Origin of the sequence: Flavobacterium akiainvivens (assembly GCF_001278115.1) — a bacterium.
In the GTDB taxonomy this organism is placed as follows: Bacteria; Bacteroidota; Bacteroidia; order Flavobacteriales; family Flavobacteriaceae; genus Flavobacterium; species Flavobacterium akiainvivens.
In genome coordinates this window covers 3,010,301-3,026,279 of sequence record NZ_LIYD01000005.1, presented here as the reverse complement: position 1 = coordinate 3,026,279, position 15,979 = coordinate 3,010,301, and the positions used below count along the sequence as shown (strand labels likewise).

Annotated in this window: 8 protein-coding genes; 3 read left to right on the top strand and 5 right to left on the bottom strand. The window is 46.5% G+C overall.

Annotated features, from left to right (window positions below; genetic code table 11):
* Window positions 1-290: 290 nt before the first annotated feature.
* Entirely contained in the window at window positions 291-1,532 is a 1,242-nt protein-coding gene (hflX, locus tag AM279_RS13530) for a GTPase HflX (protein WP_054408562.1), read from the bottom strand.
* Window positions 1,533-1,697: 165 nt separating this feature from the next.
* Between hflX and AM279_RS13525 the strand changes: the two genes are divergently transcribed.
* The 3 genes from AM279_RS13525 to AM279_RS13515 all read left to right on the top strand — a co-directional run bounded on the left by AM279_RS13525 (window position 1,698) and on the right by AM279_RS13515 (window position 11,660).
* Window positions 1,698-8,576 (top strand): fibronectin type III domain-containing protein, encoded by a 6,879-nt coding sequence (locus tag AM279_RS13525; RefSeq protein WP_054408561.1) that lies wholly within the window; start codon window positions 1,698-1,700, stop codon window positions 8,574-8,576.
* A 265-nt stretch (window positions 8,577-8,841) separates the two neighbouring features.
* Window positions 8,842-9,762 (top strand): PorP/SprF family type IX secretion system membrane protein, encoded by a 921-nt coding sequence (locus tag AM279_RS13520; RefSeq protein WP_054408560.1) that lies wholly within the window; start codon window positions 8,842-8,844, stop codon window positions 9,760-9,762.
* 26 nt (window positions 9,763-9,788) lie between these two features.
* On the top strand, window positions 9,789-11,660 hold the full coding sequence (locus AM279_RS13515) for an OmpA family protein (RefSeq protein WP_054408559.1): 1,872 nt from the start codon (window positions 9,789-9,791) through the stop codon (window positions 11,658-11,660).
* 325 nt (window positions 11,661-11,985) lie between these two features.
* On the opposite strand, the gene AM279_RS13510 is transcribed toward AM279_RS13515, so the two are convergent.
* The 4 genes from AM279_RS13510 to AM279_RS13495 form a co-directional block, all read right to left on the bottom strand.
* Entirely contained in the window at window positions 11,986-12,912 is a 927-nt protein-coding gene (locus AM279_RS13510; RefSeq protein ID WP_054408558.1) for a magnesium transporter CorA family protein, read from the bottom strand.
* 192 nt (window positions 12,913-13,104) lie between these two features.
* Window positions 13,105-13,773: a hypothetical protein gene (locus AM279_RS13505; RefSeq protein WP_054408557.1), complete on the bottom strand. Its 669-nt coding sequence runs from the start codon at window positions 13,771-13,773 to the stop codon at window positions 13,105-13,107.
* 17 nt (window positions 13,774-13,790) lie between these two features.
* Window positions 13,791-14,333, bottom strand: a complete 543-nt coding sequence (locus tag AM279_RS13500; RefSeq protein ID WP_054410338.1) for a 3-hydroxyanthranilate 3,4-dioxygenase — start codon at window positions 14,331-14,333, stop codon at window positions 13,791-13,793.
* 92 nt (window positions 14,334-14,425) lie between these two features.
* Complete coding sequence (locus AM279_RS13495) at window positions 14,426-15,907, bottom strand: hypothetical protein (RefSeq protein WP_054408556.1); 1,482 nt, start codon at window positions 15,905-15,907, stop codon at window positions 14,426-14,428.
* Window positions 15,908-15,979: the final 72 nt, after the last annotated feature.

Below are 15,979 nucleotides of genomic sequence, written 5' to 3'. Positions count from 1 at the left end.
TTTTAGTTAAGGCAAATTTCCTGCACTATACTTATATACACAATACCCATTAATAAGGATTTTTAAAGAAAAACGGAGGCAATTAGCTATTTGTTGGAAGATTAGTGGTGCATTCTAACACAAAGGCCACCAAGTTTTTTCACAAAGAGCACAGCAAAAACCGCCTTCGGCGTAAGATCACAAAGCTTTGTGTGCTTCAGGAATGATTTCATTGCTATAAGCCTGGTGGCCTTTGTGTTTAAAAGATTGAGGATTTTTAAAGAAAAAGGGAGGCATTTGCCTCCCTTGTGTTATTCGTCGTTGCTTTCTTTTTCCTCGGCGTGGTTGTCTTTATAATCCGGGTAGAGGAAGTTGTTATACGGGAAACGTGTAATGTGTATTTGCCTTACGGCCTCATATACTTTTTCCCTGAACTGCTCAAAGTTTTCTTTGTTGGTGGCCGAGATAAACAGGGCATTATTTTCGCCCACGTTGTTCATCCAGGTTTGTTTCCATTCGTCAAGAGAGTAGTGGCGGGTGGTTTTTTCGGTAACCAGGTCGTCTTCCTCAATAACATCGGGCTTAAAGGCGTCTATTTTATTAAACACCATAATGGTGGGCTTGTCGTTGCTCTTTATTTCCTGCAATATCTGGTTTACAGATGCTATGTGGTCTTCAAAATCGTGGTGCGAAATATCTACCACGTGCAGCAGGAGGTCGGCCTCGCGCACTTCGTCGAGCGTACTTTTAAACGATTCTACCAGCTGTGTAGGCAGCTTGCGTATAAACCCTACGGTGTCACTCAGTAAAAAAGGCAGGTTTTTAATAACCACTTTGCGCACGGTAGTGTCCAGCGTTGCAAAAAGCTTGTTTTCTACAAACACCTCGCTTTTGCTAATCACATTCATAAGTGTGCTCTTGCCTACGTTAGTGTAGCCTACAAGTGCCACGCGCACCATGGCGCCGCGGTTGCTGCGCTGCACGCCCATCTGGCGGTCTATAGTGCGCAGTTTTTCCTTAAGGAGTGCAATACGGTCGCGCACAATACGGCGGTCAGTCTCAATTTCGGTTTCACCGGGGCCGCGCATACCTATACCACCACGCTGGCGCTCAAGGTGGGTCCACATACCGCTAAGGCGTGGCAGCAGGTACTGGCACTGGGCCAGTTCTACCTGTGTGCGGGCATAGCTGGTTTGGGCACGCTGTGCAAATATGTCTAATATAAGGTTGGTGCGGTCCAGCACCTTGGCATTAAGTTCGCGGGTAAGGTTTTTTTGCTGGGCGGGGGTAAGCTCGTCATCAAAAATCACGGTTTTAATATCGTGCTCTTTAATATATAGGTTGATTTCCTCAATTTTACCGGTACCTAAAAACGTTTTTGGATTGGGTTTTTCCATACGCTGGCTAAAACGTTTTACAACCTCTCCACCGGCAGTGTAGGTTAAAAATTCCAGTTCATCCAGATACTCAGATAGTTTCTGTTCGTCCTGTTCACGTGTTATAATTCCTGCCAAAACGGCCTTTTCATATTGTATAGTTTCTTTCTCGAGCATGCTGAATATAATGTTTTACAAAATTATAAAAATTAAGGCGGTTTAATTTTCATATTAGGAATGAATTATCAATTTAGAATTTTTTGTGTTAATTTTCACTTAGATGTTACGTATGTGTTATATTTTTTTAAATTTGGGAGATATTTTACCTAAACTTAAAATACTATGAGGAAAATTACACTACTGCTATTCATGGCCTTAGTATCCTTTTGCGGGTATGCACAGTACCCCGAAGGGTTTGAAGGCGAGTGGACAGCTGCCAGCCCGGGCCTTGGAGCTTCTCCTGCGGGTCCTGCTGGGTGGGCCATTGTTAACGAAACGGGCCCCATTAACACCTGGATTCAGGGTAACGGTACAACGCAGCAGCCTGCTTATGCAGGTAGCCACTCTGCCTACCTGAACAGCGAAAACGTTACCAATGGTACCGTAGCCAGAGACTGGCTTATTACTCCTGCAACAGTTGTGCCAACTAACGGCCAGCTGCGTTTTTGGTCAAGGCTTTTTGTAAACGGAGACTCAGGAAACGCTTACAAAGTGTTGATTCAGCCGGTAACCGGAACAGGCTCTTATGCTTTACAAACAGACACGTCTCTTTTTTCGGGCACTGCTGCAAACTGGACGGAACTGCAAATTAACCCTTCTCAACAGGAATGGGCAGAAAAAGTTGTTTCGCTTAACACATGGGTAGGGCAAACGGTTTACATTGCCTTTGTTATGGAAACCGATGCCGGAGACCGTTGGGCAATTGACAACGTAAACGTGGTATCTCAGTGTCTTGACCCTACAGGATTAGGTGCAAGCAACATTGGTATTACTACGGCAACACTAACCTGGACAAACCCTACGGGTGGTGCACCAACAGGTTCTTATGACCTTGAAGTTATACCGGTGGCACAAGGCCCAACAGGTACGGTTACTGATACTTCTACTTCTACATCTTACAACGACACAGGCCTTTTAGAAAACACAGACTATAAGTTTTATGTAAGGGCAAACTGTGGAGACGGCAACACCAGTAACTGGGTAGGTCCGTTTAACTTTGGTACGGCGGCACAGGGTGAAACCTGTAACACGGCTATTAACATTGCGGCACTGCCGTATTCTACCTCTAACAATACCTCAAACTTTGGCGATACTGTAGAAGGTTCGCCGGGTGCTACAGGCTGTGGTACTACAAGTGCCTACCTGGGCGGTAATGATGTGTTTTATGCTTATACCCCAACCGTTAGCGGAACCATTAGTGTAGACGTTAGCGGCAACGGTACATGGACCGGTGTATTTGTATACAACAGCTGTGCTAACGTGGGTGTTAGCTGTGTGGGCGGTGCAAGCAACTCTGCTGCGGTGCCCCTTAGCATACCTACTATAGCTGTAACAGCGGGTACTACTTATTATATAGTAATTTCTACATGGCCTACGCCACAAACCACTGCCTACAACCTTGTTGTGCAGCAGGTAAACTGTGCGCCGCCTGTGGGCCAGGCTACAACTACTACTGCTACCAGTGCCAGCCTTAGCTGGACTAATCCAAGCAGCGCCACATCATGGGAAGTTGTAGTACAGTCTCCGGGTGCAGGCATACCTGCCGGTGCCGGTACAACTGTATCTACAAACACTAACTACCCTGTAACAGCTACTACCCCTGCGGGCGTAGCGTTTACATCTGCCACTACTTATGAGTACTGGGTGCGTGCCAGCTGTGGCAACGGCCTTTTTAGCGCATGGGCAGGGCCTTATACTTTTATGACCACGCAGGTTCCGGCTGCAATGCCTATTGCAGAAAACTGGGATAGCGGCACATCTAACGGATGGTCTTTAAGTAACGGTACACAAACTAACAAATGGCATGTGGGTACTGCTACCTTTAACAGCCCGGGCCACTCTCTTTATGTATCTAACGACAACGGTGTAACAAATGCTTACAACAACGGTGCCACATCTGTTGTGCATGCATACCGCGACATTACCATACCTGCCGGTGCAGACCAGGCATTGCTTCAGTTTGACTGGAAGAGCGTAGGTGAAAACAACTGGGATTACATTCGTGTATGGATGGTGCCTACAAGCTTTGTGCCTACTACAGGTACACAGATAGGAAATGCTACAGGCCACGTTCAGGTGGGTGGCAACTTCCAGGCCAGCAACACATGGCAAACCAGCAACAATGTGCTTTCGGTTGCAGAATATGCTACACAAACCAGGAGGCTTGTTTTTGAATGGCGCAATGATGGCGGCGGCGGTACTAACCCTCCGGGTGCTGTAGATAACATTAACTTTAGTGTTATTACCTGCCCGTCTCCTACAAACCTTACTTTAGGTACTACTACCGAGACTTCGGCTACCTTTAACTGGACAGCGCCAACTACGCCTCCGGCTTCATACGACTACTATTTTAGTACGTCTACAACAGCCCCTACGGCTGCAACGGTTCCTACAGGAAACACTACTACAACTACTAACACCCAGTCTCCGCTTACGCCAAGTACAGCTTACAACTTCTGGGTAAGGAGCCACTGTAGTGATACTGATACCAGCTTCTGGATAGGGCCTGTAAGCTTTACCACGCCTCAAATACCGGCTACATTACCAATTAACGAAAACTGGGATGGCGGTACTACTAACGGATGGACGCTTAACAACGGCACGCAAACTAATAAGTGGGCAGTAGGTACTGCTACCTTTAACAGCCCGGGCCACTCGCTTTATGTAACTAACGACAACGGCGTATCTAACGCTTATACTACAAACACAGCTACAAATAACGTAGTACACGCGTATCGCGACCTTAGCGTGCCTGCAGGTACTACTGATGTAAATGTGTCTTTTGACTGGAAAAACGTGGGTGAAACAGGATGGGACTACATTCGTGTATGGCTTGTACCTGCTACATGGACACCAACCCCGGGCACGCAAATTACTGCCGATGCCACAAGGGTACAGCTTGGTGGTAACTTTGTTGGCTCTAACACCTGGACTACGTTCCAGAACATACAAAACTGGTCTGGCTATGCTAACGGCATAAGGAGGATTGTGTTTGAATGGCGTAACGACACCGGCGGCGGTACTAACCCTCCGGGTGCTGTAGATAACATTAATGTTAGCGTTATTACCTGCCCTCAGCCGATAGACCTTGGCGCCACCGCTATTGGCCAAACATCGGCCACACTGGGCTGGACAAACGTGGGCAGCGCTACGCAGTGGGAATACTACATTGCCGAAACTCCTGCAACTGCACCAACGGCTTCTACTACAGGCGTGCTTACCAGCACTACCACACCTACTGTAACGCTTGAAGAAGCTACACAGTACCAGTATTGGGTAAGGGCTGTATGTGGCGATACCGATAAGAGTTTCTGGAGTGGGCCATACACCTTTAACACTACTATATGTGAGGTTGAAGACCAGTGTAACTACAGCTTTATACTTACTGACTCGTGGGGTGACGGATGGAACGGCAACACTATGACTGTTTCTCAAAACGGAATCCCGGTTGCTACTTTTGGTTCTACCTTTACAACAGGCCAGGGCCCTATAACCATTACCGTGCCTTTGTGCCACGACCTTCCGTTTGAACTGTACTGGAATGCAAACGGTAGTTTCCCTGGCGAAGTGGGTGTTAGCGTTGTAAACGGCTTTAACCAGACGCTTTACAGCAAACCGGCCGGAACAGGCTCTCAAAACACCCTGCTGTATACCGGCGAGGTTGACTGTCTTGAGCCTGCATGTCTTGCTCCTACAGGTGTAACTGTAACCGATGAAACTACTACAACCATATCTGTAACATGGGCGCCATCTGTAGTGCCGGGTGCTACTTATGAGGTGTACTATACTAACCAGGGTGCTGCTGCACCGGGTGAAGAGCCTGAAACTAACGTTATTGCCGCAACTACTAACTCTGCTATTATAGAAGGCCTTGACGCAAGTACGGTTTATGATATTTATGTGCGCACTATTTGTAGCGAAACCAGCAACAGTATCTGGACGCTGCCGCTAATGCATGAAACAGACCCATTGTGCCCTGAGCCTCTTAACCTTCAGGTTAACTGTTTATCGAGCACAGGTGCCAGCATTGCCTGGACGGCCGATGGTGCTGAAACATCTTGGGAAGTAGTGGTTCAGCCTGCAGCTGACCCTATACCAACCAGCGGTGCTGTAGTTACAGAGCCTATGTACCTTGCAGAAAACCTTTCGCCAAACACGGCTTATACGGCTTATGTAAGGGCTATTTGTCCTGATGTAGATGGCTTTAGCTCTTGGGCTGAGGTAGACTTTACTACAAACGTGGGTCCTGGCGATGCTAACCCGCTATGTACAAGTACTACATCTGTACCAAGCTCTACAGGAGCACCGGGTTATGGCCAGATAGGCTGTCTTTTCAGCACGCCAAACCCTATATGGTACTACTTTACCGTAGAACACGAAGGCGGTGCGCCTGCACCAATGAACTTTACCCTTACACAGGTAAGTACAGCAGGTAACCCTATTGACGTAGACTTTGCTGCCTTTGGGCCGTTTGAATCTGCGCTTGACGCCTGTAGCCAGATAAACCTTACGCCAAGTGCTAACAACCCACTTATCGTGGCATGTAGCTACTCGGCTTCGGCTACAGAAAACTTTGTTATACCAAACGTTGAAGACGGACAGGTGTATGCCCTTCTTATTACAAACTTTAACGGTAGTGCAGGTAACATAAGCCTTACACAAACCAACGCTACTACCCCGGGTGCACCTACAACAAGCTGCGACCCAATTGTAGAGCTTGGCAACAACCAGGTACACTGTGGTTCTGAAAGTACAGAACTTACAGCTAACGTAGACAACCCTGGTGAAGGTACTGTATATGAATATGTTTGGACTTTAGATGACGAGCCATATACCCCAACTATTGTTGAAACAGGCGATGACTACCAGACTATTTTGGTAGAAGAACTTGGCCAGCACATTATAGGTGTTACCATTACAGTAACTGATAACCCTGATGAACCAACGGCTGAAGACCTGGTAACCATTACCCTTAGCGCTCCGTTTACAGTGCCGGCTCCGGCTCCTGTAACACTATGCAGCACTACCGGTACTGCGCCTCTTGACCTTGGTGCAATAAACTTCCTTGGAACCCTAAACCCTGCTGACTACCAGTTAGACGGTGTGTTTGCTACTAACGGTGGCGCACAGGGCAACACAGGTGCTATAGATACATCTGTACCATACAACGTAGGTACTACCACGCTATACATAAGGGTATCTGATATAGATGTACCTACCTGCTTCCAGGTTGTGCCGCTTACGGTTACGGTTAATGCTGCGCCTACAGCTACTATAGCTTATGCAGATTCTCCATTCTGCTCAAGCGAAACTACAGGTGCTGTAACCCAAACCGGTAATGCAGGTGGTGTATACAGCAGCACAACCGGCCTTTCTATAAACGCTACAACAGGTGCTATTGATGTAACTGCAAGCGAGCCGGGTGTATATACTGTAACCTATACTATAGCAGCTTCGGCTTCATGCCCTGAGTTTACTACAACTACAGAAGTTACTATAGTTGCAGCTCCTGAAGCTACAATTGCTTATGACGATACACCTTACTGCTCTAACGGCGGTACTGCTATTGTAACCTTTACAGGTACTACAGGTGGTGTTTACAGCAGCACAACAGGCCTTGATATAGACCCTGCAACGGGCGAGATAGACCTTGCTGCCAGCACACCGGGTGTTTATACGGTAACTTACACAATTCCTGATACAGGAGACTGTTTGGGTACTGCGGTTACTACAGAAGTTACAATTACAGCGCTGCCTACAGCTACTATTAGCTATGCTGCCTCTCCATATTGTAGCGATGCAGGTGTTGCCACTGTAACCTTTACAGGTACAACAGGTGGTGTATATACTGCTACTGACGGACTTATTATAGACGCTGCTACAGGCGAAATAGTACTTGCTTCTAACGCTGCCGGTACCTATACTGTAACCTACACCATAGCTGCTGCTAACGGATGTGAAGAAGTTACCGCTACTGCTGAGGTTGTTATTACAGAACTTCCGGTTGCAGGATTTAGCTATGCCGATGCTACAATTTGCCAAAATGCAGGCGAACAGCAAATACAGCTTGCACCGGGTGCATCTGTAGGTGTGTTCTCTGCAGATGTTGCAGGCCTTGATATAGATACTGCTACAGGTACAATTGATCCTCTTAACAGCGAGGTAGGTACTTATGTGGTTACTAACACTATTGCGGCCGCTAACGGTTGTGATGAGGTTACAGCTACATTTAGCGTAGAAATCCTTCCGGCATCTGTGGCAGACTTTACATATGCTGCTACAGCTTACTGCCAGGATGAGCCTGTTAACCCAATGCCAATACTTGATGGTATTGCCGGTACATTCAGCGCGCCTGCAGGCCTTTCTGTAAACAGTGCAACAGGTGAGATAAACCTTGCTGCCAGTACACCGGGTACTTATGTAGTAACCAATACTATTGCAGGTTCAGATAACTGCCCTGCAGTTGCAACTACAGAGATTACCATAACATCGCTACCGGTTATTGTACTGGAAGACGGCTGTGTAGACAACCGTTACAGCGTGTGGGTTAACTTTGATGATGACGCTGTTTACACTGAAGACAATGTAACCATAGAATGGACTAAAAACGGTACTGTGGTAGGCAACGACCAGTTGCTTGACATATCAGAACTGGGTGCAGGTACTTATGATGTAGAGGTAACTCCGCTAAGTGGTGCAGCATGTCCTTCTGTAGGCCAGATTGTAATCGAATCGGTTAACTGCTTTACCCCTAAAGGTATTTCTCCAAATGGCGATGGCCTTAACGATACATGGGACCTTACCGGATTTAACGTAAGGAAAGTAGCTATCTTTAACCGTTACGGTAAAGAAGTGTACAAGTTTACAGGAGCTTATACAGACGAGTTTGCAGGTATTGCCAGCAATGGCGAGAAACTGCCATCAGGTACGTACTTCTATATGTTTGAACGTAACGATGGAACTACCGAAACCGGCTGGGTTTATGTAAACTGGCAAGAATAATAATTAAGATTAGTTCCCTGCCCCAAAAGTGGGCGGGGAACTTTTTTAAATTATACGCTTACAGCACATTACTATTACATTACGGTTGCGCAGATGTTAATTTTAAAGTATTTTCTTAAAAATGTTGCGCCCGAAGTGTATATATTGACTAAAATTTTGTTTTTTTGATATCCTGAGAGGCAAAGCTTTGGCAGAAGCTTATCTTTCAGTTTTTCAGCTATATTTTATTGTCCAACCCAAAAGTAATTTTAAGAAAAACACACACATGAAGAAACTATACCTGTCCGCATTCATTGCGTTGGTAGGTTTTGTTGATGCCTTTGCACAGCAGGACCCGCACTACACGCAGTATATGTATAACATGAACGTAATAAACCCGGCTTACGCGGGCTCGAAGGAGAACTTATCATTCGGGTTACTATACCGCAAGCAGTGGGTAGACATTGAAGACTCACCAAGTACAGGCACGTTTTCGGGCCACAGCCCTGTAGGCAAGAACGTAGGTTTAGGGCTATCGGCCATTGTAGATGAGATAGGCCCTGTAAAAGAAACCAACGTATATGCCGACTTTAGCTATACCTTAAAACTGGGTGGCCAGCATAGGCTTGCCCTGGGTATTAAAGCGGGTGTAACGTTCCACGATGTGGGCTTGTTCAGCGAAGTGTACAACAACGTACCGGACCCGGGAGACCCTGCATTTGCCGAGAACGTAAACAACACCTACTTTAACGTGGGTACCGGTGCATTTTACTACACCGATAACTACTACTTAGCGTTTTCAGTGCCCAATATGCTAAAGAGCAAGCACCTTAACTTCAACGGTACTGACTTTGGTTCAGAAGTTTCGCACTACTTTTTAACGGGTGGTTATGTATTCCAGATTAACGACAACTTTAAGCTGAAGCCCTCATTTATGTTGAAATCAGCCTTTGGTATCGACCCATCGATAGACGGCTCTTTGAACGCGTTGTTCTTTGACCGCTTTGAGATAGGCGCTACCTACAGGTTAGACGACTCTTTTGGCGGTATGGTAAACTTTGCCATTACGCCTAATTTGAGGATAGGCTATGCGTATGACCACATTGTGAGCGACCTTAACGTTACCACACCGGCATCGCACGAAATCATGCTGTTGTTTGATTTGAACTTCCCGAAAAAAGTATCACGTTCACCACGTTATTTCTAACCTAAAGCGAGACAAAAAGAAGACACATGAAAAATTTATATATTACCCTTGGCTTTATGTTTGCTACCGTGGCAGTAACGGCGCAGACCGAGCAGACCAAAGATGCCGATAAGCATTTTGCCCGTATGGAATATGTAGATGCGGCGGCCGATTACCTAAAGGTAAGCAAGAAAGACGATTACGTAAAGAAGCAGCTTGCCGAATGCTACTACATCACTTTTAATGCAAAAGAAGCGGTAAAATGGTATGCCGACCTTACCAAGACGCAGCAGGATGCGGAAACGTATTTTAAATATGCCCAGATGCTAAAGGCGCTGGAGCGTTATGACGAGGCCAACGCGCAGATGAAGAAATTTGCCGGCCTTGCACCAAACGACCAGAGGGCCAAGGAATTCCTTGCCGACCCTAACTACCTTCCTGCACTACGCAACCAGGCCAAGATGTTTGACGAGAAGCTGCTTGACATAAACGATGCCAAGTACAGCTCATTCGGCGGCCTTTTAACAGCAGATAACACGTTTTACTTTACCAGCGCGCGCAACACCGCCCGCAGGACGTATGGTGCAAACGAGCAGCCGTTCCTTGATATTTATACGGCTACGTATAATGCCAACGCTACCTTTAGCGAGCCGGTTCCGCTAAGCGACCTGAACTCAAAATGGCACGAAGGCACTGTTGCAGTAACCGAAGATGGTAACACCATGTATTTTGCTGCAGAGAGCTTTAAAGAGAGCAAGCAGTTTGAGCGCGATAAGGACAACAACCTTAAAGTAGGCCAGATTTACCTGTACAAAGCCACCAAACAAAGCGGCAAGTGGGTAGAGGCCGGTGCACTACCGTTTAACGATAAGGCGTGGAGCACCAATGCCCCTGCGCTGAGCAAAGACGGCAAGTGGCTGTACTTCTCATCAGACAGGACCGGCACCACAGGGGGCATGGACATCTGGAAAGTAGAGATAAAAGGCGGCAACAACTACGGCACGCCTGTAAACCTTGGCCCTAAGGTAAACACCCCGGGCAGGGAAGACTACCCGTATATTGATGCCGATGGCAGGTTATTCTTCTCATCAGACAGCCACAAAGGCTTTGGTGGGCTTGATATCTTCTACATCGAAGAATCAAAAGGTACTGCTGCACGCAACGTAGGCCAGCCTGTAAACTCAGGCAAGGACGACTTTGCATTCAGCTTTAACAAAGACAAGAATATTGGTTTCTTTGCCAGTAACAGGGGCGAAGGCAATATAGACAAGCTGTACAGCGCTACGCCTGTATGTGGCGTAGAAGCCATTGTACTGGTAAAAGACGCCGAGACCGGGCAGATTATAGCCGGGGCACAGGTTGCAATACTTGACGAGAAAAACAACGTAATAGAGCGCCGCACAGCAGGGGCTGACGGTAAGGTAACCTACAATGTAGACTGCGACAGGGCCTACACCATCCAGGCAAGCGCACCGGAGTACGAAAGCAACACGTTCCCGGTAGCCAAGACCAAGGGCGGTGTGGTTAACGTAGCCGCTAACCTTAACCCGATCAAAAAGGTTGTCCAGGAGGATGTTGTAGTACTTAACGAAATCTACTTTGAGTATGACAAGAGCAACATCACCAAGGAGGCAGCCTTTGAACTTGACAAGCTGGTAGAGGTACTTAAGAAGTACCCGAACATGGTTATCATGGTTAAATCGCACACAGACAGCCGTGGCAGCGACAAATACAACATGAGGTTATCAGACCGCAGGGCTAAGTCTACGGTTCAGTATGTAATCTCAAAAGGTATCGACAAGAAGCGCATCTCAGGCCAGGGATATGGCGAGAGCCAGCCTAAGGTTAAGTGTACCGAGTGTACTGATGAGCAGCATGCACAAAACCGCCGCTCAGAGTTCATCATCGTGAAGCAGTAAGCCAATCGAAGTGAACCTGCCTTAACAAAAGGAAACAAACCAACATGCAATACCCGAAATCCCCACCCCTAAAAGGTGGGGATTTCTTTTTTGGTCAAAAGTCATAAAGTCGAAAGGGAGGGCAAAAAAAAATTCACGATATATCGTGAATTTTTTTTGAAACGAACCGGCCAAAAAATGCTGACTGGATTTTATGTTCCCTGTTTTTTACTTTATGACTTTCGGCCTTCGGCTTTAAGACTGAATGTTGAACTCCAAAAGTGAAATATTAAGGGGTTTTATGCGCCTCCGGGCTTTCGGCTTTATGACTTTCTTTCCTTTCGGCTTAAAAAAGGTTTTTCTTCTTGAACAATACCACCGCAACCGCCGACATTATAAACGACAGTAGCGCTATAACCCACAGGCCATGAGGGTTTTCCTGTAGGGCATTTGGCACGTTCATGCCATAAAAGCTGGCCACAAGGGTGGGTATCATCAATATTATCGAAATGGAAGTGAGCCTTTTCATAATGATATTCAGGTTGTTAGAGATTACTGAGGCATAGGCATCCATGGTACCGGTAAGGATATCGCTGTAAATGGTGCTCATGTCCTGGGCCTGGCGCAATTCAATCTCTACGTCTTCAACCAAATCAGGGTCGAAGGTATCCTTGCATGCCTTGAGGTTTTTAATGCGGTTAAACAGCATCTCATTGCCTTTCAGGGAGGTTATAAAGTATACCAGGCACTTTTCTATCTGCAATAACTTCTGCAAATCCTCATTGCGGATGGATTTCTCCAGGTTGTCCTCGGCGGCTTTAATCAGCAGGCTTATTTGCTTGATGTACTTTTGGAACCATATCGAACTGCTTAGCAACAGCCTCAGTACCAGGTGGTAATTGTCTGGGATATCAATGTTTTTGCGCTGGGTATAGGCCACAAAATCTTTTATCATGGCATTTTTGGCAAAGCAAATGGTTACAAATGTGCTGCCTTTATAGATAATGCCCAGTGGCGCAGTGCTATAGGGCAGGTGGGTGCTGCTGTTTTTAAACGGTATGCGCAAAATAATGAGCTGCCAGCCGTTTTCATCTTCAATACGGGGGCGCTCGTCCATATCCTCAATGTCGTTATAAAACGCTTCGGGAATATGTAACTCGTTTAAAATGAAGTCTTTTTCGGTGTCGGTAGGGTTTACAACGCTTATCCATTGGGCCTCGTTAAGCGATTGTACAGGCACAAGGCCATTGTTTTTGGCATAGAAAGTTACCATTGCTTTTCCACGTGTTTACAACAGGGAAAAGCCACCGCAATGCCCTGTTTAGGTTGATACTATGTACGTACTACTGTCGTCCATTTAGGGTTTTTGGATAAATTTTTTGCAAAGGTAAACAAAAAGAATGCCAAACCGGTTGATTTGGTGTTCGCTAATTTGTTGATTTGATTGATGGTAAGGCGTAACCCGCTATTTCCAGAATTGCCAGCTGCTTTTTTTGCCGGGGTTGCTAAGGGTATGCGGGTAGCCTATTTCATCCATATCAGCAATGAGTTGTTGCCAGTTTTCTATAGAATTGCTGATGGAAAGTACCATTTCATTGGTTAGGGTTGCGCCGTTATAAATCTGTGTTACAGTACTTAGCGGGAGGCCTTTTTCGGTATAGCTGCCCTCAAAATATTCGGTGGCCCACTCAAGGTAAATTTGTGGCTTGCCGTCTAATATTTGCAGCATCTCAGCCGAATTGTCACAATGCTCATTAGTAGCTTTATACCAGGGTTCAGGCCCGGTTTTCCACAATAAAAAAGTGGTGCCGATTGATTGAACGGGCTCTCCAAAAATAAACTCCGAAAAAGCCGGTGGCAGCCCGGTTGTTAGCTCATCTTTAGGTGGTTGTATGCATTGGTGAGCAAAACCGTTTATTACCACACCTTCACTGGTAAATAATACATGCATTTCATCGCCCTGGCCGTTGCGCATATGCATACATTCTTCATTGTCATCCCAATGTGAATTGTAAGAGTAATAGCGAAACTCCCATTCGGGCGAAAGGATGGCGTCCAGTACTGAAATGGCTTTGCAAATTGCCTTAAGCGTGTGGGCGTTGGGCAGCGATTCTACGTTTTTAATGGATTGCATACAAGGTGTTTATAAAACTATTCCTCCTTTGCCACATACCGTTCATCAGCCGGGAGTACATGGCCGCATTGGGTACAGGTGCGAAGCGCTTCTGAATTATAAAAGTGTTTAAAGTGCGGCAGGAAATCTTTTTCAATATTGTGAAGTTCAAAGTACACCTCGTATAGCTTGTGGTTGCAGTTGTCGCAAAACCACAGCAGGCCATCGGTAAAGCCACGGCCGGCACGCACACGCTCTATAACCAGGCCAATAGAACCCTCGCTGCGCACGGGGCTGTGGGGTACTTTGCCCGGATGCAGGTACATATCACCGGCATGCAGCTCCATTTCTTTGCGTTCACCCTCATCCTGAACCACTACTTTTATGCTGCCCTCAAGCTGGTAAAAAAGCTCTTCGGTTTCGTTATAATGGTAGTCTTTACGGGCGTTTGGCCCGGCTACCACCATTACAATGTAGTCATCTGCAAGCGGATAGATATTTTTATTACCCACCGGCGGCTTAAGCAGGTGGCGGTTTTCTTCAATCCATTTGTTCAGGTTAAAAGGCTTTTGCAGTGCCATGGGCATGTAATTTTAAGTTACCTAAAGGTACGCATTTTTGTGTGGGCAGATATGATATTCATCAGGTTTATGAACCTTGAGGTGATGGTTGGTTATAGCAGCCTGAGTGTAGCCTCATATACCGGCCTGCGTTCTGCCCGGGCAAGCAGCCAGCCTACAAAGCTTACCACAAAGATATCTTCTTTATCATCAGGGTTTAAGAGCGATACTATACCCTTTTTAAAGCCGGGATGCTGTGCAATTTCGGGCTTCAGGATGTAGCGTTCAATCAGCAGGGCATAGTCATACACGCGCTGCTCGTTAACCTGGGCAAGGTATTTTTTGTAGCGGCGCTTAAAGCTTTTAAGCCTTGAAAGGGCCATTTCGCTTTCGCCGAAGCCTGCATACATGAGTATTTCAAGTAAATTTTTGCGGATGGCCCACAGCATGCCCAGCTTTTTTTCGTACCAGGCATCGGTGCGGTGCAGCAGCTTCATATACTTATAGGCAGCGCGGTCTTCCTGCTGTACCCAAAACATGGCCAGGCAGGCGGTAAGGTCGGCCACATCCTGCGCATCGGCTTTGTGGGAAGCGTTTTTAAGGGCTTTTTCGGCGCTATCAATAGCTTGCTGTGGGTTACCGCTAAAGTTGGCGTTAAGCGCCCGCAGCAGCTGGTGGCGCAGCGTGAAACGGCTGTAGTACCTGCTGTTTTGCTTTTGCATTTCGGCCTCCATGCGGTTTAGCCAGATGTTACTTTCGGCAAAGCGGTGGTTGCGCAGGTTAATGTTGGCAAGAAAGTACAACACATAAATATGGTAATACAGCTGGCCGGGGGCTTCGTCTGCACGGTTTTGGATAAAGGCATAGCTTTTCTCAACAAAAGGCTCTACAAGGGTAAAGTTGTGGTTGAGCGAGGCATATTCGTTGGCTATGAACAGTATTTGGTACAGCGACTTAAATGTAAGCGCCTCGTTGAGCGATATGCCCAAACTGTTCATAGTGCCCTGTATAAACTCCCTGAAATCGACCACCTTGCCTTTTAGCTGAATGTCGTGCAGCTCGCGGCGCAGCAGGGCATAGCCGGTATTGAGTTGCTCTTCGCGATACAGGCGCTCGCGGTTGGTGCGGAATTTTGCTATTACGCCATCAAGGTCAAGCGCCGGGTTAAGGTGGGCATATTGTATCTGAGTATGGTAAATTTCATTCAGCAGGCTAAATTGCTCCAGCGGTATGGCCCTTGCTTCGGCCTTAGCCAGGCATTTAAAGGCGGTTTTGGTAAGCCTGTGCTCCAAAAAAAAGCGGCTTACTACCAGCAGGCGCAGTACCTCATGGGCTTCGGCGGTGCTGGTGGTAAAGGTTTGGTTGGCCATAAATTCAACCAAATTATCATACAAACGCTTGCGCAGGGCGTGGTAAGCATCATTATTTTCGCCCGGATATAATTTTTTTAAAGTATTTATATCGTCAGTTTCTATTATTTTGAACAGCTGTACACTGCGGCCTTCCCCACGCTTGTCTTTTTTGCGTAAGTATGATGCAAATGCCTTTTTATCATCAGTTTTTAGCAGGTGTATAATGTCTTCTATACCATTCATGTGGAGGTTTTTAATCAGTCAAAAATAATAAATAATCATTTATAAGTTGTCAGTTTTGTGTTGAATATGAGT

What these genes read in the sequence shown, in the direction of transcription:
- AM279_RS13500 (WP_054410338.1), bottom strand. Translation starts at nt 14,333, where the DNA reads ATGGCACTGCAAAAGCCTTTTAACCTGAACAAATGGATTGAAGAAAAC.
- AM279_RS13495 (WP_054408556.1), bottom strand. Translation starts at nt 15,907, where the DNA reads ATGAATGGTATAGAAGACATTATACACCTGCTAAAAACTGATGATAAA.
- AM279_RS13520 (WP_054408560.1), top strand. Translation starts at nt 8,842, where the DNA reads ATGAAGAAACTATACCTGTCCGCATTCATTGCGTTGGTAGGTTTTGTT.
- AM279_RS13515 (WP_054408559.1), top strand. Translation starts at nt 9,789, where the DNA reads ATGAAAAATTTATATATTACCCTTGGCTTTATGTTTGCTACCGTGGCA.
- hflX (WP_054408562.1), bottom strand. Translation starts at nt 1,532, where the DNA reads ATGCTCGAGAAAGAAACTATACAATATGAAAAGGCCGTTTTGGCAGGA.
- AM279_RS13510 (WP_054408558.1), bottom strand. Translation starts at nt 12,912, where the DNA reads ATGGTAACTTTCTATGCCAAAAACAATGGCCTTGTGCCTGTACAATCG.
- AM279_RS13525 (WP_054408561.1), top strand. Translation starts at nt 1,698, where the DNA reads ATGAGGAAAATTACACTACTGCTATTCATGGCCTTAGTATCCTTTTGC.
- AM279_RS13505 (WP_054408557.1), bottom strand. Translation starts at nt 13,773, where the DNA reads ATGCAATCCATTAAAAACGTAGAATCGCTGCCCAACGCCCACACGCTT.